12 protein-coding genes are annotated in these 20,860 nt (G+C 65.4%); 6 read left to right on the top strand and 6 right to left on the bottom strand.

All coding sequences use genetic code 11. The annotated features are described in order from the left end of the window. The first annotated feature begins 76 nt into the window (after positions 1 to 76). Complete coding sequence (locus tag R1T40_RS17310; RefSeq protein WP_106164361.1) at positions 77 to 340, top strand: hypothetical protein; 264 nt, start codon at positions 77 to 79, stop codon at positions 338 to 340. A gap of 153 nt (positions 341 to 493) precedes the next feature. On the opposite strand, the gene R1T40_RS17305 is transcribed toward R1T40_RS17310, so the two are convergent. Beyond that, positions 494 to 1,261 carry a hydroxypyruvate isomerase family protein gene (locus tag R1T40_RS17305; protein WP_317385008.1) on the bottom strand — a complete coding sequence of 256 codons (768 nt, stop codon included), beginning with the start codon at positions 1,259 to 1,261 and terminating at the stop codon, positions 494 to 496. 267 nt (positions 1,262 to 1,528) lie between these two features. Next, positions 1,529 to 2,110, bottom strand: coding sequence for a DUF1285 domain-containing protein (locus R1T40_RS17300; protein WP_317385007.1), 582 nt, complete (start codon positions 2,108 to 2,110; stop codon positions 1,529 to 1,531). 64 nt (positions 2,111 to 2,174) lie between these two features. Between R1T40_RS17300 and R1T40_RS17295 the strand changes: the two genes are divergently transcribed. From R1T40_RS17295 to R1T40_RS17280, 4 genes are read left to right on the top strand one after another with little or no spacing between them, the layout of a single operon-like run. Next, complete coding sequence (locus R1T40_RS17295) at positions 2,175 to 3,182, top strand: AAA family ATPase (RefSeq protein ID WP_317385006.1); 1,008 nt, start codon at positions 2,175 to 2,177, stop codon at positions 3,180 to 3,182. Further along, complete coding sequence (locus R1T40_RS17290; RefSeq protein ID WP_317385005.1) at positions 3,179 to 4,087, top strand: DUF58 domain-containing protein; 909 nt, start codon at positions 3,179 to 3,181, stop codon at positions 4,085 to 4,087. The genes R1T40_RS17295 and R1T40_RS17290 overlap by 4 nt, the downstream gene beginning before the upstream one ends. Next, the gene (locus tag R1T40_RS17285; RefSeq protein ID WP_317385004.1) at positions 4,084 to 6,846 is read left to right on the top strand and encodes a DUF4159 domain-containing protein; all 2,763 of its coding nucleotides are present in this window, start codon (positions 4,084 to 4,086) and stop codon (positions 6,844 to 6,846) included. Before R1T40_RS17290 ends, R1T40_RS17285 begins: the two co-directional genes overlap by 4 nt. Positions 6,847 to 6,891: 45 nt before the next feature. Further along, positions 6,892 to 8,934, top strand: coding sequence for a DUF7408 domain-containing protein (locus R1T40_RS17280; RefSeq protein WP_317385003.1), 2,043 nt, complete (start codon positions 6,892 to 6,894; stop codon positions 8,932 to 8,934). A gap of 222 nt (positions 8,935 to 9,156) precedes the next feature. Here R1T40_RS17280 and R1T40_RS17275 read toward each other — a convergent pair whose 3' ends face one another. From R1T40_RS17275 to R1T40_RS17265, 3 genes are all read right to left on the bottom strand, one after another. After that, positions 9,157 to 10,023 (bottom strand): 2-keto-4-pentenoate hydratase, encoded by an 867-nt coding sequence (locus R1T40_RS17275; RefSeq protein ID WP_317385002.1) that lies wholly within the window; start codon positions 10,021 to 10,023, stop codon positions 9,157 to 9,159. Between the two features lie 26 nt (positions 10,024 to 10,049). After that, positions 10,050 to 12,098, bottom strand: coding sequence for a penicillin-binding protein 1C (pbpC, locus tag R1T40_RS17270; protein ID WP_394805039.1), 2,049 nt, complete (start codon positions 12,096 to 12,098; stop codon positions 10,050 to 10,052). Positions 12,099 to 12,226: 128 nt separating this feature from the next. Next, positions 12,227 to 17,674 carry an alpha-2-macroglobulin family protein gene (locus tag R1T40_RS17265; protein WP_317385001.1) on the bottom strand — a complete coding sequence of 1,816 codons (5,448 nt, stop codon included), beginning with the start codon at positions 17,672 to 17,674 and terminating at the stop codon, positions 12,227 to 12,229. 151 nt (positions 17,675 to 17,825) lie between these two features. Between R1T40_RS17265 and R1T40_RS17260 the strand changes: the two genes are divergently transcribed. After that, positions 17,826 to 20,078, top strand: a complete 2,253-nt coding sequence (locus tag R1T40_RS17260; protein ID WP_317385000.1) for a response regulator — start codon at positions 17,826 to 17,828, stop codon at positions 20,076 to 20,078. Between the two features lie 3 nt (positions 20,079 to 20,081). Here the strand turns inward: R1T40_RS17260 and yaaA are convergent, their stop codons facing one another. Continuing rightward, positions 20,082 to 20,846, bottom strand: a complete 765-nt coding sequence (gene yaaA, locus R1T40_RS17255) for a peroxide stress protein YaaA (protein ID WP_317384999.1) — start codon at positions 20,844 to 20,846, stop codon at positions 20,082 to 20,084. Positions 20,847 to 20,860: the final 14 nt, after the last annotated feature.

The raw sequence follows: 20,860 nt of genomic DNA, 5'->3' as shown, positions 1-20,860 counted from the left end.
CTCATCGGCACAGCCCTTTCCGGCGGGCGCCCGACGTGGCCGCCGGTCATTGACCAAGCCAATTGGATGAAGACCTTTGAAACCGATCATATTGACCGCAGCGCTCGCGGCGCTGTCTGCCTGCGCCCATCATATCAACCCGGAAGTCACGGCCTATAACGGCGACAGCGTCACCATCGCCACCAGCGAGACGTTCAAGCGCCGCTGGGCTTTGAATGTGGCCTCTGACGAAGCGGAGCGTGTCTGTCGTCAGGGACAGGGCAAGCGGGCGGAACATGCGTCCACCCGGAAGGATCGCGCCCGCGGTCGCAATCTCGACCTGTTTCTTTGCCTGCAATAAGCTGAGCTGGCGGCCTGGCTCCGCGCCGCGTCAGCGGCGCCGGGCCCAACGGCCAGAGATCATCTGTGATGATTGAATGGCGGGCGGGAGCCCCCCTGCCCGGATTGCGTAACAGATCACGCATCGCGACCCGCCGCGTGACAACAGGTGCCGTCAGGCCGCCTGCAAAGTCCGCATCCAGCGCAGGCTGTCCTCGGTGCGCAGCGTACTTGGCGTGTATTCCGCACTGACCCACCCGGTATAGCCGCTGTCATCCACCGCCGCGAAGAACTGATCGAAATCCAGCGCGCCGCGCCCCGGCTCGCAACGCGATGGCGCTGCCGCAAACTGCACATGGGTGGCGCGGTGGCCGAAGACCTCCCAGACCTTCAACGCGTCGCCATGTATCAGCTGAGCATGATAGGCGTCGAACTGCAGGGTGACGTTCTCCCGGTCCACCTCATCAAGGATCTCGACCGCGAGGTTATAGTCATCCAGAAAATAGCCGGGGAAATCACCGCTGTTCAGCGGTTCGATCGTGAACTGCTGATGGGGGGCAGAATCCGCAGCCGTCTGCAGGTTCTGCACATAGGTCGCCCGTGCGGCATCCCCCTTGGCGGGCCCTGCCATCACATGGACACGTTGCGCTTTCAGCATATCCGCATAGCGCATCACCCGACGGATGTCGCGCTGGAAGCGGTCCGCCAGCTTTGGCACCGCAGCATAGCCCGGGTCACCGCCGGCATAATTCGGCGGCGGGGCATTGATCAACAGCAGCTCCAGACCATTGGCCAGGAGCGCTCGCTGAGTTTCTTTCGCTGCAAACTCATAGGGAAACAACACTTCCACCGCCTTGAACCCGGCAGCGGATGCCGCGGCAAACCGGTCCAGATAGGGCAGCTCCGCAAAGAGCATGGATAGATTGGCCGCGAACCTTGGCATTCTCACCTCCTGCTGCGCATGCAGCCCCTACGTCTGACTATACCACAGACCTGCGGCTGGCGTAGATCGATTTAACTTAACTTTGAACTGCATCTGCTCTCTCGGTGCGAAGATATGCCTTTGCGCAGCACGGATGGAAATGCCCTCGATTTGTGCAATTTTAATGATCCACGTCGCACACCCCGTCCTCCCTTCGCCACCGCCTCGGGCCAAAGTCTGAGCCTGCAGCCCACACAGGCGCAAGCGTCAGGATCGTGCGACGCCCTTTCAGGCGAGATCCAGCTCGTCGGCAGGCATGATGCGAAAGAACGCGCCACCGGACCAGAGACCGAACCAGCCATCGCGCGCAACGCCACGCTCCACCAGCCGGTAGAAACTCTTGCGGTCGATCAGCGCCTCCAGCCCGCTTCGGATGTGCACATAGGGGGATGGCTCGTCGGTCTGCGGGTCACGTTCCACCCGGATCGGATTTTCAGGCCCCGCTGTCGCGCGATCCCCCACATGGGTGGTGAAGGTCAGATCCTGCGACTCCCCCTGTCCCGAGGCATCGAAATCCACCGCCACAAAAGGCGCATCATCCACCGTGATGCCGACCTTTTCCACCGGCGTGACGAGATAGTATTTCCCGTCCTCCAGCTTCAGAATCGAGGAGAAGAGCTTCACCAGCTCAAACCGGTTTATCGGGGAGCCAAGGTAGTACCAGCTGCCATCGCGCGCGATCCGCATATCCAGATCACCGCAGAACGGCGGATTCCACAGATGCACCGGCGGCAATCCGCCCTTGCCAGCCGCCTTTGCGCTTGCTTCAAGGGCATCTGCATTGGGGGTCACAACTTTTTGTCCACTCATTCGTTTTGCCATTCCATCTGCGCGCGATACACTCAAACCATATAAGCCCACGGGAAGGGAAGTCATGAGCGAAGCACAGGATCTTTTGTCCGACATCGAGGCGCTGGAAACCAAGCTGCAGGAGGCACGGACCTCCATCACCCGCCGGTTCATCGGCCAGGAACGGGTGGTGGACCTGACGCTGGCGGCGCTGCTCTGCGGTGGTCACGGGCTGCTGATCGGCCTGCCCGGCCTCGGCAAGACCCGGCTGGTCGAGGCGCTATCGACGGTTATGGGCCTCAATGGCAACCGGGTGCAATTCACGCCCGACCTGATGCCCGCCGATATCCTCGGCTCGGAGGTACTGGACACCGCCGCCGACGGCACCCGGGCGTTCCGGTTTGTGCAGGGGCCGATCTTCTGCCAGCTGCTGATGGCGGATGAGATCAACCGCGCCTCGCCCCGAACGCAATCGGCGCTTTTGCAGGCGATGCAGGAAAAGACCGTCACCGTTGCTGGTGCGGATCGGGCACTGGAGGCGCCGTTCCACGTGCTGGCCACCCAGAACCCGATCGAACAGGAGGGCACCTATCCGCTGCCCGAAGCACAGCTGGACCGTTTCCTGCTGCAGATCGACGTCCCCTACCCTGACCGCGACACCGAGCGCGATATCCTGCTGGCCACCACCGGCGTCGAGGAAGAGGAGGCACATCAGGTCTTTACCGCTGCCGAACTGATCGCCGCGCAGACGCTTCTGCGTCGGATGCCCGTCGGTGAATCGGTGGTCGAAGTGATCCTCGATCTCGTGCGCGCCTTCCGTCCTGACGAACCTGACGTGACCGCCCGGGTGGCACAGACCGTGGCCTGGGGGCCGGGACCGCGCGCCGCGCAGGCGCTGATGATGGCGGTCCGGGCGCGGGCGCTGCTGCAAGGGCGGCTGGCGCCCAACGCCGAGGATGTGATCGACATGGCCCGCCCGGTGCTGAGCCACCGGATGCAACTGAACTTTGCTGCACGGGCACGTGGTGACAACTTGGCGGATCTGATCGACGAGACCGCCGCCGCATTGGTCCGGACCGAGGCCGCAGCGTGAGCCAGCCCGCGTCCTCTCGCAACGGCATCGCGGATATCCCCGCTGGACAGCTCCGCACCCGCGCCGAAGAGGCCGCCAGTGTCCTGCCGCCCCTGCTCGTGCAGGCGCAGCAGCTGGCGGGCGCGGTTTTGTTGGGGGAGCACGGACGCAGGCGCTCGGGCGTCGGTGATGACTTCTGGCAGTATCGCCCGGTGCAGCAGGGCGACAGTCGCCGCATGATCGACCACCGCCGATCAGCCCGAGGCGATCAGCAATTTGTCCGCGAACGGGAATGGCAAATCGCCCAGACCGTTCACCTTTGGGTCGATCAGGGGCAATCCATGCGCTTTGCCTCTGATACAAACCTGCCGCGCAAGATCGACCGGGCTCGCCTGCTGTCATTGGCTGCAGCGGTGCTGATGATCCGTGGGGGCGAGCGTGTCGGCCTGACCGGCGGGCAGCTGCCGCCCCGCCGTGGCAATATGCAAGTCCTGCGCATGGCACAGCATTTCACCGATGATGACGATACCCCCTACGCCCCGCCAGAGCACAGGGCGCTGATCCCGCATGCCAGGGCGCTGTTTGTGTCCGATTTCCTCGGCCCGTTTGAGGAATTGGAGATCGCGCTCACCAAAGCTGCGGATCGTGGGCTGCGCGGCGTGCTGTTGCAGGTCTTGGACCCCAGCGAAGAACAGTTCCCCTTTGCCGGGCGCACCCGCTTTGAAGGTCCGGGCAATGGCGTCACCCATGAAACACTGAAAGCCTCCGCCCTGCGCGACCGCTATCTGGAGCGCCTGGCCGAGCGGCGGGACGCGCTGGAGCGCCTGTGCCGCGCTGCGGGCTGGACACTGGGGCTGCATCATACCGGGGACAGCGCGCAATCTGGCCTGCTCTGGCTTTATCACGCATTGGAGCGACGCCAATGATCATGATCGCGGGCATAGGTTTTGCCAGTCCCTGGTTGCTGCTGGGGCTGTTGGTGCTGCCAATCCTGTGGCTGCTGCTGCGCGCCATCCCGCCCGCGCCAAAGCGGCAGCCGTTCCCTGCGGTGACGCTGCTTCTGGGGCTGAAGGATGACGAAAGCCTGTCGGATCGCACACCGTGGTGGCTGCTGCTGTTGCGGATGCTGGCGGTTGCGGCGGCGATCATTGGCCTCTCTGGTCCGGTCCTGAACCCGGTACAGGAACACGGTGGCTCCGGCCCCCTGCTGATCGTGATGGACTCGGGCTGGGGCGGAGCGCCAAATTGGGAGCAGAACCGCGCTCAGATCGAAGCGGAACTCTCCGAAGCCGGGCGGGCGGGGCGCCCCGTCGCCATGCTGCGTCTCACCGCACCGGAACCGTTGCAATTCCTCGCTGCCGCGCAATGGACCCGGCAGCTGGCAGGGATGACACCCGCGCCATGGGTCGCCGCCCCTGCTCAGGTGGCCACGGCCCTCGACGTGATTTCCGAGACCGATGGCGGTTTCGACACGCTCTGGCTCAGCGATGGGGTGGAAATGCAGGGCCGCAGCGATCTGGTCACCGCGCTGGCAGAACGTGGCGAAATTGATGTCTACGAAAGCGGCGCGCCGGTGATCGGCCTGCTGCCTGCCACATATGAAGATGGCCTGATCGTGCTCCACGCCGCGCGCAGCACGGCGGGTCTGGCGCAAGAGGCCACGGTGCAGGCGCTTGGGCCTGACCCCAGCGGCACCGAACGCGCACTGGCCTCGGCTACGTTGGAGTTCGACGCGGCAGCGCATCATACCGAGGCGCAGCTGGCATTGCCGATGGAGCTGCGCGCCCGCATCAGCCGCTTTGAAATCCTCAACACCCGCTCTGCCGGGGCAGTTTCGCTGACCGATGATCGGCTGCGGCGACGCGAGGTTGCGCTGATCTCGGCCCAGAGCAGCGACGAGGGTCTCGCACTGCTGTCCCCTCTGCATTATCTGCGTCAGGCGCTGGAGCCAACGGCGGAGCTGCTGGAAGGGGCGCTATCGGACCTTCTGCCCGCCAACCCGGATGTGGTGGTGCTGGCCGATGTGGCCCGACTGGCCCCGGCACAGGAAAAAGCCCTGATCGACTGGGTGGATCAGGGCGGGCTGCTGCTGCGCTTTGCCGGGCCACGTCTGGCCGCCAGCGACACCGCCCGCGACACCGAAGAGCCGCTGATGCCAGTGCGCCTGCGCATCGGCGGACGTAGCATCGGCGGCGCCATGAGCTGGGGCGAACCCAAGGCGCTGGCGCCCTTTGGCGAGGGCTCGCCCTTTTACGGGCTGGAGATCCCGCAGGAGGTCACGGTCAGCTCGCAGGTGATGGCGCAGCCGGACCCCGAGCTGGCCAGCCGTGTGGTGGCCGAGCTGAGCGACGGCACGCCACTGGTCACCCGCAAGCCGCTGGGTCAGGGGCAGGTCATCCTGTTCCATGTCACGGCCAATGCGGAATGGAGCACCCTGCCGCTGTCGGGCCTGTTCGTCGAGATGCTGGAGCGCCTCGCGGTGTCCTCCGCCGCGAAACCTCCGGTGGCCGCTGATCTGGAGGGCACTACCTGGCAGGCCGCCGAGGTTCTTGATGGCTTTGGCCGCCTGACGGACGCCGACACGCTGGCCGGGGTCGCCGGTCCGAATCTGGTCGATGCGCCCTCTGGTCCCGAACTGCAACCGGGGCTTTATACCAGCGGCAGCCGTGCCTATGCCCGCAACGTCCTGCGGGAGGGCGATGATGTGCTGCCCACATCCTGGCCCGCGTCGGTGCCGGTGATGACTTATGAGGGGGCAGATGAACGGCCGTTTGGCGGTCTGCTGTTAGGTGCGGCGCTGGTGATGCTGGCGCTGGATATTGCCGCAGCGTTGCTGGTGTCCGGCCTCTGGTCACCTGCCCGTACGGCGGCAATCTTCCTGATGAGTGGTCTCATGCTTGGGGTGCCGCAGGAGATGCTGGCCAAATCGGCCACCACCCCGACCGACCTTACCGCTGAGCTGACTTTGGCACATGTTCTGACCGGCGATGCCAAGACCGACCGCATTACCTCCGAGGGGCTACAGGGGCTGAGCAACGTTCTGACCCTCCGCACGTCGATCGAGCCTGCACCGCCTTACGGCGTTGATCTGGAGACGGATGAGCTGGCGTTCTTTCCCTTCCTCTACTGGCCGGTGACGGAAGGCCAGCCGCTGCCCTCCTCCGATGCCTATGCCAAGCTCAACGCCTATCTGCGCACCGGCGGCATGATCCTCTTTGACACCCGCGATGCGGATCTGGCGCAGGCCGGAGCCACCAGCAACGCGGCGCGGCGACTACAGCAACTGGCGCTGCCGCTGGACATCCCGCCACTGGAGCCGTTGCCCGCCGACCACGTGCTGACCCGGGCCTTCTATCTGCTACAGGATTTTCCTGGTCGTCATCCGCGCGGTCAGATCTGGGTCGAGGCCGCGCCCGAGGATGCCGAACAGGTCGAGGGGCTGCCGTTTCGCAACCTCAACGACGGGGTGACACCGGTGGTCATCGGCGGCAACGACTGGGCCGCGGCCTGGGCGGTGGATCAAGACAACGCCCCCCTTTACCCGGTCGGACGCGGCTTTGCCGGCGAACGGCAGCGGGAACTGGCACGGCGCTTTGGCGTCAACCTGCTGATGCATGTGCTGACCGGCAACTACAAATCCGACCAGGTGCATGTGCCGGCACTGCTCGATCGATTGGGGCAATAGCGCCATGGCCACCCTCCAATTCGCGCCGCAAGGAGCCCATCCGCAATGACGCAATCCATCCTCTTCGACCCGCTGGTGCCCTGGCTGGTGCTGGCCGGTCTGGCCGGGCTGAGCACGCTGGCGCTGGGGCTGGCGATCTGGCGGCGGCTTGCAGGCTGGGCGCTGCGTGCGGGCGCAGCACTTGTGCTGCTGGCCGCGCTGGCTGGCCCGGTGATGCAGGTCGAAGACCGCAGCCCGCTCAGTGATATCGTCATCGTCGCTGAGGACCGCACCGCCAGCCAGCACCTGTCCGACCGCGCCGACCAGATGACGGTCGCGCGCGCCGAACTGGAGGCGGCGCTGGCCGGGCGCGCCAACACCGAGGTGCGCTGGATCACCGTGGAGGACAGCCCAGACGATGGCGGCACCCAGCTGATGGACGCGCTGACCCGAGCCCTGGCGGACGAGCCGCGCGCCCGGGTGGCCGGGCTAATCGCGCTGTCCGACGGGCAAGTGCACGACATGGCCCGCGCGCCTGACCTGCCCGCACCGCTGCATCTGCTGATGACGGGCCGCTCGGACGACTGGGACCGCCGCCTGATCGTCAAGAACGCGCCCTCCTTCGGCATCATCGGCGAACCGATCACCCTGACGCTCCGGGTCGAGGATCAGGGCGCTGTGCCCGATGATGCGCGGCTGACAGAGTTGCAGATCTCCATCGATGGTGGCGAGGCGCAGACTTTCCGCCTGCCGGTGGGGGTCGATTTCGACCTGCCGCTGACCCTGCCCCATGGCGGGCGCAACGTGGTGGAGTTCCGCGTCCCCGAGGCCGAGGGCGAGCTGACCGCCCGCAACAACGCCGCGTTGTTGCAGATCAACGGCGTGCGGGACCGGCTGCGGGTGCTGCTGGTCTCTGGCGCGCCGCATCCGGGCGGGCGCACATGGCGCAACCTGCTGAAATCCGACAGCGCCGTCGATCTGGTGCATTTCACCATCCTGCGGCCACCCGAAAAACAGGATGGCGTGCCGGTGGACGAGCTGTCGCTGATTGCCTTCCCAACCCGCGAACTGTTCCTGGAGAAGATCGAGGATTTCGATCTCATCATCTTTGACCGCTACAAGCGACGCGGAATCCTGCCCTCAGCCTATCTCGAGAATGTGGCCAACTACGTGCGCCGCGGTGGCGCGGTGCTGGTGGCGGCGGGGCCGGATTTCGCCAGCGCCGACAGTATTTTTCGCACGCCTCTCGCGGAGGTTCTGCCTGCCAGCCCCTCGGCCCGCGTACTGGAAGAGCCCTATCGCCCCACCATCAGCGAGACCGGCCTGCAGCATCCGGTCACCGCAGAGCTGACCGGCGCCGAGGACTGGGGGCGCTGGATGCGGCAGGTGGAGCTGGACACCACCGGCGGCACCACACTGATGCGCGGCATCGGCGAGCGCCCCCTGCTGACGCTGGACCGGGTGGAGGAGGGCCGTGTCGCGCTATTGGCCTCGGACCACGCCTGGCTGTGGAGTCGCGGGTATGAGGGCGGCGGACCGCAGCTGGAACTGCTGCGCCGTCTCGCCCATTGGATGATGAAGGAGCCGGAGCTGGAAGAAGAGGTGCTCACCGCCGAGGCCACCGGCCAGCGCATGCGCATCCAGCGGCGCACGCTTGGGGAAACCGTCGGCCCGGTGACGGTGACCGCCCCGGACGGCAGCACCTCGCAGATTCGCTTGCGCGAGGCACGTCCCGGTCTCTGGGAGGGGCGCTATGAAAGTGATCAGATCGGCCTCTACCATCTGGCGGAGGGCGACGAACGTGCGGTGATCGGCCTTGGCCCCGCCGCGCCCCGGGAGTTCGAACAGACCATCGCCACCGCCGATGTGATGTCGCCCTTGGTGCGCAGCCTGCGCGGCGGTGCTGTGGCGCTGGAGGATGGGCTGCCATCGTTGCGCAACATCCGCGAGGGGCGGCCCGCGGCGGGGCGTGGCTGGATTGGTCTGGTACCGCGTGGCGCCTATGAGACCACCGCCGTGACCCAGTCGCCGCTGTTGCCCGCGTGGCTGTTGGTGCTGCTGGCCGCGTCACTGCTGATCGGCGCCTGGCTGCGCGAAGGGCGCAGCTGACATAACTCATGGGTCGCTTACGGACCTGAGCCTGAGTCGCGCGGCGTTGGAGCAACAGCACCTCCGCCCGCTCTTGTGGCCTGAGGCATTTTTCACGCAGTGGGCCAAGCGCCGCGCCAAAGGCGCGGCGCGGGTCGCATCGGGCAAAGCCCGATGCGAAACCCTTCACTCCTCAGATGTTCTTGCAAACCACCGCGGGCAGGTGGGCTTGGACAATTTCCCTCAGGACGACGGCCCAAACAGCACCGACACCTCCGGGCTTCCCGGCAGGCCCTCGTAGCTCACCGTCGCACCGCCCTTGAGGCTGCCGGGTGGCACCAACGGTCCGAAAGAGCCCACCGAGACCAAATCTCCCGCCTTGAAGGTCACGCCAACCGCGTGCAGCCAGAGGATCGTCTCCGCCGGATGCCCCAGAACGGAGGTTCCAGGCGCGGAGAGCACGACCTCGCCCGCGCCATCGCGCAGCTGCACCTGCATCTCGGCCAGCGCCTTGGTCATTGCGGCGGCGTCCTCCACCGGGATCGCCGCGCCCAGAACCCCGTGTCGCGCGCCCACCCCCATTGCGGTGATCGTTTCCGGCGTCATCGGCTGGCTTTGGTCCACCGCAAGATCCGGCAGTTCGATGAAGGGGCGGATGCTGGCAATGTTCTGCATCACTTCCTCGCGTGTGGTGGCGGAATTGACGGCGGAATCGCCGATCTCCAGCACCAGATCCGCCTCTACCATAGGCACCGCGCCCCAGGGCACGTCGAGCGTCGCGCCGGTTTCCAGCATCATGTCACGATAAAGCACGCCGCGCACCGGCGCACTGGCGCCAAACCGCTCCTGCGCCGGGGTGCTGGTCAGCCCTGCCTTGTAGCCGATCACCGGTCCCAGATGCGCAGCCAAGGCATCACTCAGACGGGCTTGGGTGCAAAGTGCATCCACCATCGTGCCGCCCTGCCCCAGTGCTTCGGTTGGACGATGATCCATGTAATCCGCCACAAACCGCGCAACCTCCTCGTCGCTGGCGCAATCGGCGGCAGCACTGCCCGCCCCGATCACCCCCGCCGCGATCAGCGCCCAAATCCAGTGTCCTGCCTGCTGCATTCCGCTCGCCTCCTCTTTCGCTCGCGTCAGCCCGTCTCCTCGATCTCGACGGTCACCCGGGCAGATTGCCCGTCCGCATCGATCACCACAAGCGTGGCGTGGCCCGGCCCGGGGCTCGGCAGGTCGAGATCACGCGACCGCAGACCCCGGGCTACCGGCAGACCGTTGGCCAGCACCGTGAAGGGCAGCCTCCCGCCGCGCAGCTTCAGCGCCAGACGGCCTTCCACCAGCGCGAGCCGGGCGCGGGTGGGCGGAAAGACCACCTCCGGCGCCCCGATGCCAGTGTCGGAAAACACCTCATCCCGGGCGCGGAACCGCTGCAGCGGTTGCGGCAACTCGGCCGAGGACAGCACCAGCGCATTGGGCGGCGGCGGCGACAACGGCGTCAGGTCGGGCTTCAACGCGGCAAAGGCCTCGAACAGCACCGGCGCCGCCAGTTCCGCGCCAAAGACGCCCGGAACCGGGGTACCATCCGCCCGTCCCAGCCAGACGCCGATCACATGCTGGCCGTCCCACCCCACGGCCCAGGCATCCCGATGCCCGTAGGAGGTGCCGGTCTTGTAGGGCAGAACGCCCGCCCGGGCACCGCGCGGCACCGGCACATCGCGCAGGATATTGCCAAGGTACCAAGCCGCAACAGGGGAAATCACCTGCGGGGTTCGGTCGCTGCCGTCGCCTGCCTGAACCGACAGCCGTGGTCCCGCCCCCCCCGCTGCTAGAACCGCATACATCTGCACCAGATCCTGCAGGCTGACGCCAACGCCACCAAGGCTCACCGCCAGCCCGGGTTTGCCACCCGGCAGCACGGGGCGCATGCCGGCCTGACGCATTGCCGCCATCAACCGCGAGGGCCCAAGCGCGTCGGTCAGGGTCACCACCGGCGTGTTAAGTGACATCTGCAGCGCATCCCGCACGCGAATGTCGCCGCGAAAACTGCCGTCGAAATTCTGCGGCGCGTAACCGCCAAAGGACACCGGCGCGTCGCGGATCAGCGTATCGGGATGCACCAGCCCCTCGTCAAAGGCGAGGCCGTAGACCAGCGGTTTCAGGGTCGAGCCGGGCGAGCGCTCAGCCGTCACCATATCGACAAAACCGCGCCGCGCGGAATTGGTATAGTCCGGCGCGCCGATCCGGGCGAGAATCTCGCCCGTTTGGTGGTCCGCCACGATCATCGCGGCACCAAGCCGTGGCCCCGCCGCCGTCACCCGCCGGTGCAGAACAGCCTGTAGCCGCGCCTGCAGATCGGCGTCCAGCGTCACGTCAAACCGCGCCTGCGCTGGCGAGGCCGTCCGCAGCTGGTCGCCCAGATGCGGCGCCAGCAACGGGAACGGGCGGCGGCTGTCCGGCACCCGTGCCTGCGCCGCCTGACGCGCGACCTGTGCCGACAGCACACCGGCTTCATGGCTGCGTTGCAACACCCGCGCCCGTGCGGAGCGTGCTGCACCTACCGAACGGTCAGGGCGGCGTGTTTCCGGCGATTGCGGCAGCGCCACCAGCAAGGCCGCCTCGGCGGCGGTCAGGCGATGCGGCTCCTTGCCGAACCAGGCAAAGCTCGCCGCCCGCACCCCTTCGAGATTGCCGCCAAAGGGCGCATGGGTCAGATAGAGCGTCAGGATCTCCGATTTCGACAGCTGCCGCTCCAGCGCCAGCGCCACCCGGATCTGGCGCAGCTTGCCGCTCCAGCGCCCGGTCGAGCCATCCTCCAGCAGCCGCGCCACCTGCATGGTCAGCGTGGAGCCGCCAGAGACTGTGCGCCCGTGCCACAGGGCCTGCCCGGCCGCGCGCAGCATCGCCAGCGGGTCAACCCCGATGTGCGTGTCGAACCGCTTGTCCTCATAGGCGTGCAGCATCTGCAGATAGGTCGGGTCCACATCCTCGGCCCGCACCGCCATGCGCCAGATGCCATCCTCCACAGGATAGGCCCGCAACAGGCGACCAGCGCGGTCCCGCAGCTCGACCGAGGTTTCCGCAAGCCTGCGGGGCAGCTCGGTGGCCGCGACCCAGGCCTCCAGCCCTTTGCCACCCAGACCCCCTGCAACCAGCATCACCAACAGCGGCGTCCTGAGCCGCGCCATCGTCTGGACCAAGGGGCGGGCACCGCCCCCGCCTGACCGAACGGTCAGGCCGCGCCCGGCCCCGGCAGGGGCCGGGCGCCCCCGCCGTCGCCGCAACATGCGCAGCCAGCCGGGGCGATCTGTCGGTGTCATTTGACCTGCAGCCGTCCCGCCGCCGTATTGGCGCGATAGGCCGGGCGATACATGTCCTCAACCGAGGCCGCCGGGTGGTGGAACTCACCGGGGCTGACCGCGCGCACCATATAGGCCAGCGTGATCGGATCGTCCCCCCGCGAGGTCACCGCCGCCAGAAAGCGATCCGAGCGGAACTCCACATGATCGGCCTCCCAGAGGCTGAGCCAGTCCAGATCTCGCAGATCGCCGGAGCGCAGCAGGTTGGGGTTGTCGATCTCCAGCCCCGCCGGCAGCGGGTCATTGATCATCAGCCGGGCACCGATCTCCTCCTGCGGCAACACCCGCAGCACCGTCACCAGCCGGGTGCCGACCGCGACCGAGGCCAGATCCACCGGCTCCCCTTCCAACGTGTAATACTCCCGCGTCAGGGCAAAGCCGTAGCCACGCGCCGGAGGCGGCACGATAGGCACGCCGATGCGGGTCAGGGTAATGTCGGTGCTCCGCCCGGAGGCCGCCGTGACCGACAGATCTGCCGGACTGTCACCCTCCATCACCTCGACAAAAGCGCCGCTAACGGGCTGGCCGTTGACGCGCAGACCGGAGTCTTCGGGATTGTCGACCAGCGCCTGCGCCGCCATCAGGCTCCAGGCCGCTTCCTGGGTGGAGCGATAGCCGTCACCGCCCGAAACCCGCGCCGTGAGGTAGTCGCGATTAACCGCCGTGCTGCCGGCCTCCACCGCGAGCGCCAAGACCGCAGCCGAGTCACGCAGTTGGGTGCCGTAATCGACACGCCACACTGGCTTTTCGGCGCCTTGGCCTGCGATCATCTGCGCGGCGCGGGCAAACATCTTGTCCGCCCGGCGCTGATCACCGTAGGCCGCAAGCGCCGCCCCCAGTTGCGCCGCGCCCATCGGGGTTGAGAAGGCCTCGGCCTTCACATCCGCATAATACCGCAGATCCCCCATCGCCGCAGCGCCCTCCCGCGCCAGCACCAGCAGCGCATAGGCCACTTCCTCACCGCCGCTGTCAAAATCAGGCGCGTAGTTCAGCCGGTTGCGCAGATTGTCCATGGCGCGGGCAAAGGCCTGATCTGGCACGATGTAGCCTTTGGTCCGGGCCCGGCTGAGGAAGTCGGAGGCATAGGCATCCAGCCACAGATCGCCGCTTTCGGCGCGCCAGAGGCCAAAGGCGCCATTGGCGGCCTGCCGGGTCAGCACCTTGCGGATGGCGCCGTTGATGCGCGCGTCCACCTTGGGGCCATCGCCCAGACCGGCAGCCTCGGCCACCGACGACAGATAGAGGAGCGGCAGCGCCTTCGACGTCACCTGCTCGGTGCAGCCGTAGGGGTAGCCGTCCAGTTGCGATAACAGACCCGGCACGTCGAATTTGGCCAGCGGTCCTGCCGACATCACCGCGCGGGCGGAGCCGGGGCGCAGACCTGCGAACACATCCGCGTTGAACAGGAAGCTGTCGCCGCCCGCCAGCGAGAAGCGCCGGGTTTCCGAGACCTCGGGATCATTGGCGCGCACCGGCAGGCGCAGGGTCTGGTCCAGCACCTCGCCGCCGGGGGTGGTCAGGCTCAGGCGGACCTCGGGATCGCCCACGGCCTCTGCCGTGACCGGCAGTTCTAGCAGCACCCGGCCCTGTTCGGTGAGTGTCACCGAAGGCGGCAGCGCGCCCAATTGCAGCCCAGCCCCGATCACCTCAGCCCCCAGACCGATCTCGCCCGCAGGCCCATCGGCGTGGGTGATATCCAGCCGGATGCGGCTCTGATCGCCGGGCGCTAAGACGCGAGGCAGCGATGCGGTCAGCACCACCGGATCGCGAACGATCATATCGGCCTCCGCCTGCCCGACCGAGCGGTCAGTCCAAGCCACAGCCATCAGCCGCACGGTGCCATTGAAGTCCGGCAGATCGATGGGCAGGCTCACGCTACCATCTTCCCCGACCTGCACCGCGCCGTGGAAGACCGACATCAGATCCTGCGTCGGCGGGGGGGACTGGAATTGCGCCCCAAGCCCGGCATCGCCGCCGGAGCGCACACGCCCTAACGCGCCGTTGCCCGGATCGATGAGGCGGCCATAGAAGTCGCGCAGTTCCATCCCCAGACGCCGCTGACCGTGGAAATAGCCCACGGGATCCGGGCTTTGAAAGCCGGTGAGATTGAGAATACCGACATCAACGGCGGCCAGCGTCAGCCAGACTTCCTCGCCCGTCTCGGCCCCGGCGACAGTCACGGTCGCCTCGACCGTCTGGCGGGGGCGGGTGACCTCAGGAGTCTTGATCGTGACATCCAACTCCTGCCCCGGCTGGGTCACCGTGGCATGGGCGATGCCCAGCGCCCGGGTCGGTGTGCGGCCCTGCCGACTGGCGACGGGCTGCACGACAGAGGCGGTCACATAGGCGCCGCTGCCCCAGTCGGATGTGACTTCAAGCGGGATCACGTTCTCGCCTGCTGTCACCTCGACCGCCTGACGGTGGATCAACTCGCTGCCCATGACGGAGATCAGCGCGGTTCCTGCCGCTTGCGGCACGATCCGCAGGCGAGCAGTGTCGCCGGGGGCGTAGCTTTCGCCATCCAGCGACAGTTCCAGACGATCCGGGGTCTGCGCGTCGGAGGCGGGCACATACCAGCCAGCGTAGAAATCCTGCGCAGCGGTCACATAGTCGCCATCCAGACGTTCCACCACCAGCTCGTAGCGCCCCCAATCCACCGGCGCGGTGACCGCCACCGGATCGCCGCCCAGCATCGCCTCGCCCGAGGCCACGCGGGTGCGGCGGGTGATCGGCTCCCACTGCCAGTCGCCATAGAGCTGATACCACTGATAGCGCGTCTCGACCCGGTTCAGCACCCATTGCACCTGCATCGGGGCGGGGGCGAGATCCGGTGCGAGCGAGATCAGCTCGAAGCCGGCCTCGGTGCCCTCGGCCACCACGTCATCGGCAAACTGCGTCTTGATCCCGATCACGGGTGTCGCAGGCTGCACCGGTACAGTCAGTTCACGCTCGACAGGGCGGGCGGAGCCATCGGAAAGTCGCGTGCGCAAGCGTGCCTCAAGCGGCAGGCCGGCGGCTTCGACCTCGGGCAGGTCACCGATGGCCACGGACTGCCCTTTCGGGTCCGTTTCATCGCCACCAAAATACCTGGTCTGGCGGGTGGTCTGCGCATCATAGCGCCCAAAGCGATAGCCGGGCCAATCCGCAAGCTGCCGCACCGGGGCGAGAGAAACGTCGCCCTCGACACTCAGGCCAGCGCCGGGAGCGCCAAACAGGAAGCGGGCGTCGATGTCGACAACCAGCTGGCCGCCGGGGCGCAGGCTGGCGACGTCGCGGATGTCCTGCTCGAAATCGATCCGCTCGGGTAGGAAATCCTCGACCAATACGGTTTGCCGCGCCAGCGGATCGGCCTTTGGATCGGTGTAGAGCTCCACCGCCCAGGAGCCGCGCGGGGCGCTGTCGCCCACGGGCAAGGCAAACACATGGCCACCGGCGTTACCACCGTCAGAGATATGGCGCGAATATTCCACACCGTCAGGGCGTTTCAGCACCGCGATCAGCGGCAGGCCTTCGATGGCCTGCGCGCGGGGATCTCGCGACAGAGCGGTGATGTTGATGGTTTCACCGGCACGATAAGCGCCACGATCCGTGGTCAGGAAGACATCAACCGGACCGGGCGCGGGACGGCCCTCGACACCACGATCCGACAGATCAAAAGCGGCATCACGCAGCGACAGGAAGGCAAAGTCCTCCTCACCCGCACGGGCCAGCAGCATCGCGGGCGCGGCGCTGCCGGTGCCCCGCGTCAAGCCTGGTGCAAAATGCGCATAGCCGGTGGCATCGCTGGTGGCTCGGGCAATCACCGCGTTGGCCTCCGAGATCAGCTCGACCTCGACGCCTGTGCGGGCCTTGGCATCCGACAGGCCCTGAACCTGCACATGCAACCCATCGGCCCCGGACATGGAGCTGAGGCCAAGATCGGTCAGCACAAACCACTGCATCGCCGCCGGGCTGTCATAGGGATCGGCGCCCGGCACCGCCGCGCTGAGCGCGTAGATGCCCACAGGTTGGTCGGCCAGCACATCGTCCAGCGGCAACCGTGTGGTCATGTCGCGGTTGAGATCCTGCTCCACCTCGGCGGTGCCGGTCCAGAGTTCCTCGGCGAGCGTGGCGTCAAAACTGTCGCTCTGCCACTGGTTCAGCGGGCGTGCGAACAGATCCTCCTGCATGCTGCGCAACAGGTTGCGATCGCTGATGCGGGAGAGTTTCAGATCGAGCTTGTCGACATTGACCGTCTCCACCGGCAGCGCAATCACATCGCTGCGCGCCAGCACATAGGCGCGACCGGGGAAGCGCACCGAGGGGCTGCGGTCGCGGATGTATTGGCTGAGGTCGACGTCCTTGATCAGTGTCTCGCCATTGGCCGCCGGAAGGCCCCGGCGCAGGGTGACCCGCAGGTGCTGACCATGGCTGAGACCGGTGAGGCATAGCTCCTGCCCCGCGGCTTCAACCGCCAGACCCTCGGCCTCGGATTTCACGTAATCGCCATAGGTTACGCCGGTTTTGACCAACTCCTCGGAGAAGACGACGCACATGCGCGGATCAGCGCTGTCGGCCTCGACCCGGGTGTCGCTGACGCGGAAGCCGTATTTTGCGACGGCCCGGCTCAGAATGTCAGCAATTTGCTTACGAGGTTCGATGGTCTCCGCCAGACGCAGCACGGAAATCATATCGCGGCCACGGCCCAGTTTCTCCAGTGCGAGTGCAGCCTCAGTCAGGGCGGTGGCCTGCATTGGCGGCGAGTCAGCACGCAGATATCCATTCAGCGCGGCCGCAACGGCCTCGGCATGATTACGGCGGGTTTCACTGCCGCCATCAGTCGGCATTGCGCGCATGTAGCGGGCATATTCGACCCAGAGATCGGCAGCGTCGCTGAGGGCCACGGCTTCGCCCATCCAGCGGACAGCCATTTCGGCATTATTGCCGACAAAGAACTGTTGCGCCCCTTCGACCAGCGTGTCGAGATCACGTCCGCTCAGCTGGTACCGCGTGCCGATCTCGACGGCGAGATCACGCGCAGACGCGACATCCACGCCACCGGGCAAGGACAGCCGGGACGCGCGCTCCGCGGCACGTGCAGCGAGGCCTTCATCCACCGACAGTTTGCGGACCGTCAGGGCACCGACAAAGGACGAGGGATCGCGCAGCGCTGATTTCGGGAAGCAGGCATCGGATTTCAGATTGTAGACGAAGCCGACACAGGCCGATTGCGTAGCGCAGGCCCGCTGGCAGGACTTCAGAGATGTATCGAAGAGCGCCTGCAGATCGGCACCAAAATGATCGGTGTCAGGCTGCGAGACAAACCGTTGTGCCGGCAAAGGACCAGAATCATCAGCCTGGGCCTGCACTGCGGGCAACAAAATATGAGAAAAAAGAAAAGTGAATAAAATCAAAAGGCGCCGCATGGCATTCTCCCTGTCAACGCGCAGAGGCTCGCATGCGGTTAACCTCATGGCAAGCATGCTCGCCATACCACTAGCGCTAAAGGCAAATTAAGGATTGGCTGCGAGATTGAGGCCGCAGGTTTGGAAATGAGTAGTGTTGGAGTTGGCGCATATGTCGCTTGCTGATAAATTGGCCCAGGAACGCAGAGCCCGTCTGGCGGCAGAGCGACTACTGGAGCTGAAACAAGCGGAATTGACGGACGCCAACCGCAAGCTCGGTCGGCATGCGCTGGCCTTGACCAAACGCATCGGTGCTACGCAGGCAGAGATCGCGACCTTTCGCAACGAAAACGAAAAGGTCAAAAGTGATCTCAACACCGCCAATGAGAAGGTTGAACAAGCCGAACGACGCCTGTGGCATTCCATTCAGGCCTTTCAGGACGGGTTTGCGTTTTTCGACAACAACAGCAAGCTGATCGGCGCCAACACCGCCTACCTCAACATCTTTGAAGGGGTCGAGGAGGTCTCGCCCGGCGTATCCTATGTGCGCATTCTGCAGATCCTGACGGATGAGGGGCTGATCGACACCGAGGAGCTCTCGGCGGATGCCTGGCGCGCGACGATGACCGAACGCTGGATGTCGCCCGCGCCGGAACCCACGGTGATCCGCCTGTGGAATGACCGCTACCTGAAGCTGATCGACCAACGCGGCCATGATGGCGATATCGTCAGTCTTGCACTCGATATCACCGCGACCGTGCATTACGAGGAAGAGCTACGCACGGCCCGCGAACGCGCCGAGGCCGCCAACCGCGCCAAATCCGCTTTCCTCGCCAACATGAGCCATGAGATCCGCACGCCGATGAACGGTGTCGTGGGCATGGCCGAGCTGCTGAACGATACCAGCCTCAGCGAAGAACAGCGCCTATACGCAAACACCATCAAGAATTCCGGCGACGCGCTCTTGGTGATCATCAATGACGTGCTCGACTATTCCAAGATCGAGGCGGAAAAGCTGGTCCTGCATCCCGAACCCTTCGATTTGGAGGCCTGCATGCATGAGGTAGTCATGCTGCTTCAGGCCAATGCCCGCGACAAGGGTCTGACATTGCTGGTGGATTACGATCTGTTCATGCCGACCAGCTTCATCGGCGACCCGGGTCGCATTCGTCAGATCCTGACCAACCTCATCGGGAATGCGGTGAAATTCACCAACACCGGCCATGTGACCACACGGGTCACCGGGGTGCCCCACCCCGAAGATAACACCGTGATGCTTCATATCGCGATCGAGGACACCGGCATCGGCATACCCGAGGAAAAAATCCAGCACATCTTTGGCGAGTTCAATCAGGTCGAGGATGAAGCCAATCGCCAGTTCGAGGGCACCGGTCTTGGCCTTGCGATCACCGAGCGGCTGATCAAGATGATGGATGGCGAAATATGGGTCGAGAGTGAGCTTGGCCAAGGGTCGTGCTTTGGGTTCCGCCTGCCGCTCGTGGTATCAAACGGCAGCCAGATCAATGCGCCGGAGCTGCCGGAGAACCTGAACTGCGTGATGATCGTGGACGACATGGAGGTCAATCGCGAGATCCTCAACCGCCAGCTGCAACGCCTTGGGCTCAAGGTGCTTGCGGTCAACAACGGCGCCGAGGCGCTGGAGAAGGTCTCCGACGAAGTTGATCTGGTGATCACTGATCGCAACCTGCCCGGCATGGATGGGCTGAAGCTGGCACGCAGCCTGCGACACGCGCAGCGGAATATGCCGGTGCTGTTGCTGTCATCCGACCCCGCCGACAGTCGCGACCCCGCGATCCGCGAGATCTTTTCCGGTGTCTTGCAAAAACCGCTACCACGTGGCGCCCTCTTTACGGCGCTGGCAGGTCTCAACACATCGACAATGGATGTTGAAACATCCCCTGCCCCAACGGACACGACACCCCCGCCATCAACCGGGTCTCCCCCCCAAGAGACGCCAAAGCAGGCAGGTCGATCAGATCAACGGCCAATGCGAATTCTGGCGGCAGAAGACAACCGCACCAATCAACTTGTGTTCCGCAAGATGGTGAAAGACCTGAACATCGATCTGCAGTTTGCCGGCAATGGGCAGGAAGCGGTGGAACTCTACCAGAACTTCAAGCCCGACATGATCTTCATGGACATCTCGATGCCAAAAATGGACGGCAAGGAAGCCACCCGAACGATTCGGGGGCTGGAGCAGGAGTCAGGGCGTCGGATCAAGATCGTGGCGCTCACCGCCCATGCGATGGACGGTGACTCCGAGGGTATTCTGGCGGCTGGCCTCGACGATTATTTGACCAAACCGCTCCGCAAGGCCCTGATCCACGAGCGTATCATGGACAACAAGCCTGATGATGTGGCGCCGCTGACCGACGAGGCGGGCCGGCTGCGCGCCACCGGCTAGGGGTCAGCCCTTGCGCAGAAACACCGGCTTGTCGGTCTCCGACAATTCGGGCTGATACGCATAGCCACCGCTGTCGAAATCACGGATCGCTTCGGCGTCGGTCAACCGATGCTGGATGATGAAGCGAGCCATCCCGCCACGGGCCTTCTTGGCATAGAAACTCACAACCTTGGGCCCGCCCGGCTTGTCTTCCATAAACACCGGCGTCACGACGCGCAGCTTCAGCGCCTGCAGATCCACGGCGCCGAAATACTCCTGGCTGGCACAGTTCACCAGCAGATCGCCCCCCACGGCCCCGGCTTGCGCATTCAGCGCTTCGGCAATGGTGCTGCCCCAGTACTCGTAGAGGTTCTTGCCCTTGGCCGTCTTCAGCCGCGAGCCCATCTCCAGTCGGTAGGGCTGCATCCCGTCTAGCGGCCGCAGGAGCCCATAAAGGCCTGAAAGAATACGGAAATGATCCTGCGCCCAGGCCATCTCCTCCGCGTCCAGCGAGACCGCATCCAGCCCCTGATAAGTATCGCCGGCAAAGGCCAGCGCGGCGGGGCGCAGATCCTCAAATTTGGGGTCATCTTCAAACGCGCGAAAGCGGTCGTGGTTCAGCTTGGCCAGATCCTCGCTGATATGCATCAGCTTCATCAGATCGCCCACCGACAGCTTGCGTGCCTCTTCGGCCAGCGCGATGACGTCGCCCTGCAGCGCCGGATAGGTCATGTCCACATCGCGGTCGGACCAGTCGAGTTTCTTGGCGGGGGATGTCACTACAAGCATTCACTGCCTCCGTT

Source organism: Tritonibacter scottomollicae, from assembly GCF_032924845.1.
Classification (GTDB): domain Bacteria; phylum Pseudomonadota; class Alphaproteobacteria; order Rhodobacterales; family Rhodobacteraceae; genus Epibacterium; species Epibacterium scottomollicae.
The sequence above is the reverse complement of the archived record's forward strand: the minus strand, read 5'-3'. Positions and strand labels throughout refer to the sequence as shown.

What these genes read in the sequence shown, in the direction of transcription:
- R1T40_RS17265 (WP_317385001.1), bottom strand. Translation starts at nt 17,674, where the DNA reads ATGCGGCGCCTTTTGATTTTATTCACTTTTCTTTTTTCTCATATTTTG.
- R1T40_RS17275 (WP_317385002.1), bottom strand. Translation starts at nt 10,023, where the DNA reads ATGCAGCAGGCAGGACACTGGATTTGGGCGCTGATCGCGGCGGGGGTG.
- yaaA (WP_317384999.1), bottom strand. Translation starts at nt 20,846, where the DNA reads ATGCTTGTAGTGACATCCCCCGCCAAGAAACTCGACTGGTCCGACCGC.
- R1T40_RS17260 (WP_317385000.1), top strand. Translation starts at nt 17,826, where the DNA reads ATGTCGCTTGCTGATAAATTGGCCCAGGAACGCAGAGCCCGTCTGGCG.
- R1T40_RS17295 (WP_317385006.1), top strand. Translation starts at nt 2,175, where the DNA reads ATGAGCGAAGCACAGGATCTTTTGTCCGACATCGAGGCGCTGGAAACC.
- R1T40_RS17305 (WP_317385008.1), bottom strand. Translation starts at nt 1,261, where the DNA reads ATGCCAAGGTTCGCGGCCAATCTATCCATGCTCTTTGCGGAGCTGCCC.
- R1T40_RS17300 (WP_317385007.1), bottom strand. Translation starts at nt 2,110, where the DNA reads ATGAGTGGACAAAAAGTTGTGACCCCCAATGCAGATGCCCTTGAAGCA.
- R1T40_RS17285 (WP_317385004.1), top strand. Translation starts at nt 4,084, where the DNA reads ATGATCATGATCGCGGGCATAGGTTTTGCCAGTCCCTGGTTGCTGCTG.
- R1T40_RS17280 (WP_317385003.1), top strand. Translation starts at nt 6,892, where the DNA reads ATGACGCAATCCATCCTCTTCGACCCGCTGGTGCCCTGGCTGGTGCTG.
- pbpC (WP_394805039.1), bottom strand. Translation starts at nt 12,098, where the DNA reads ATGGCGCGGCTCAGGACGCCGCTGTTGGTGATGCTGGTTGCAGGGGGT.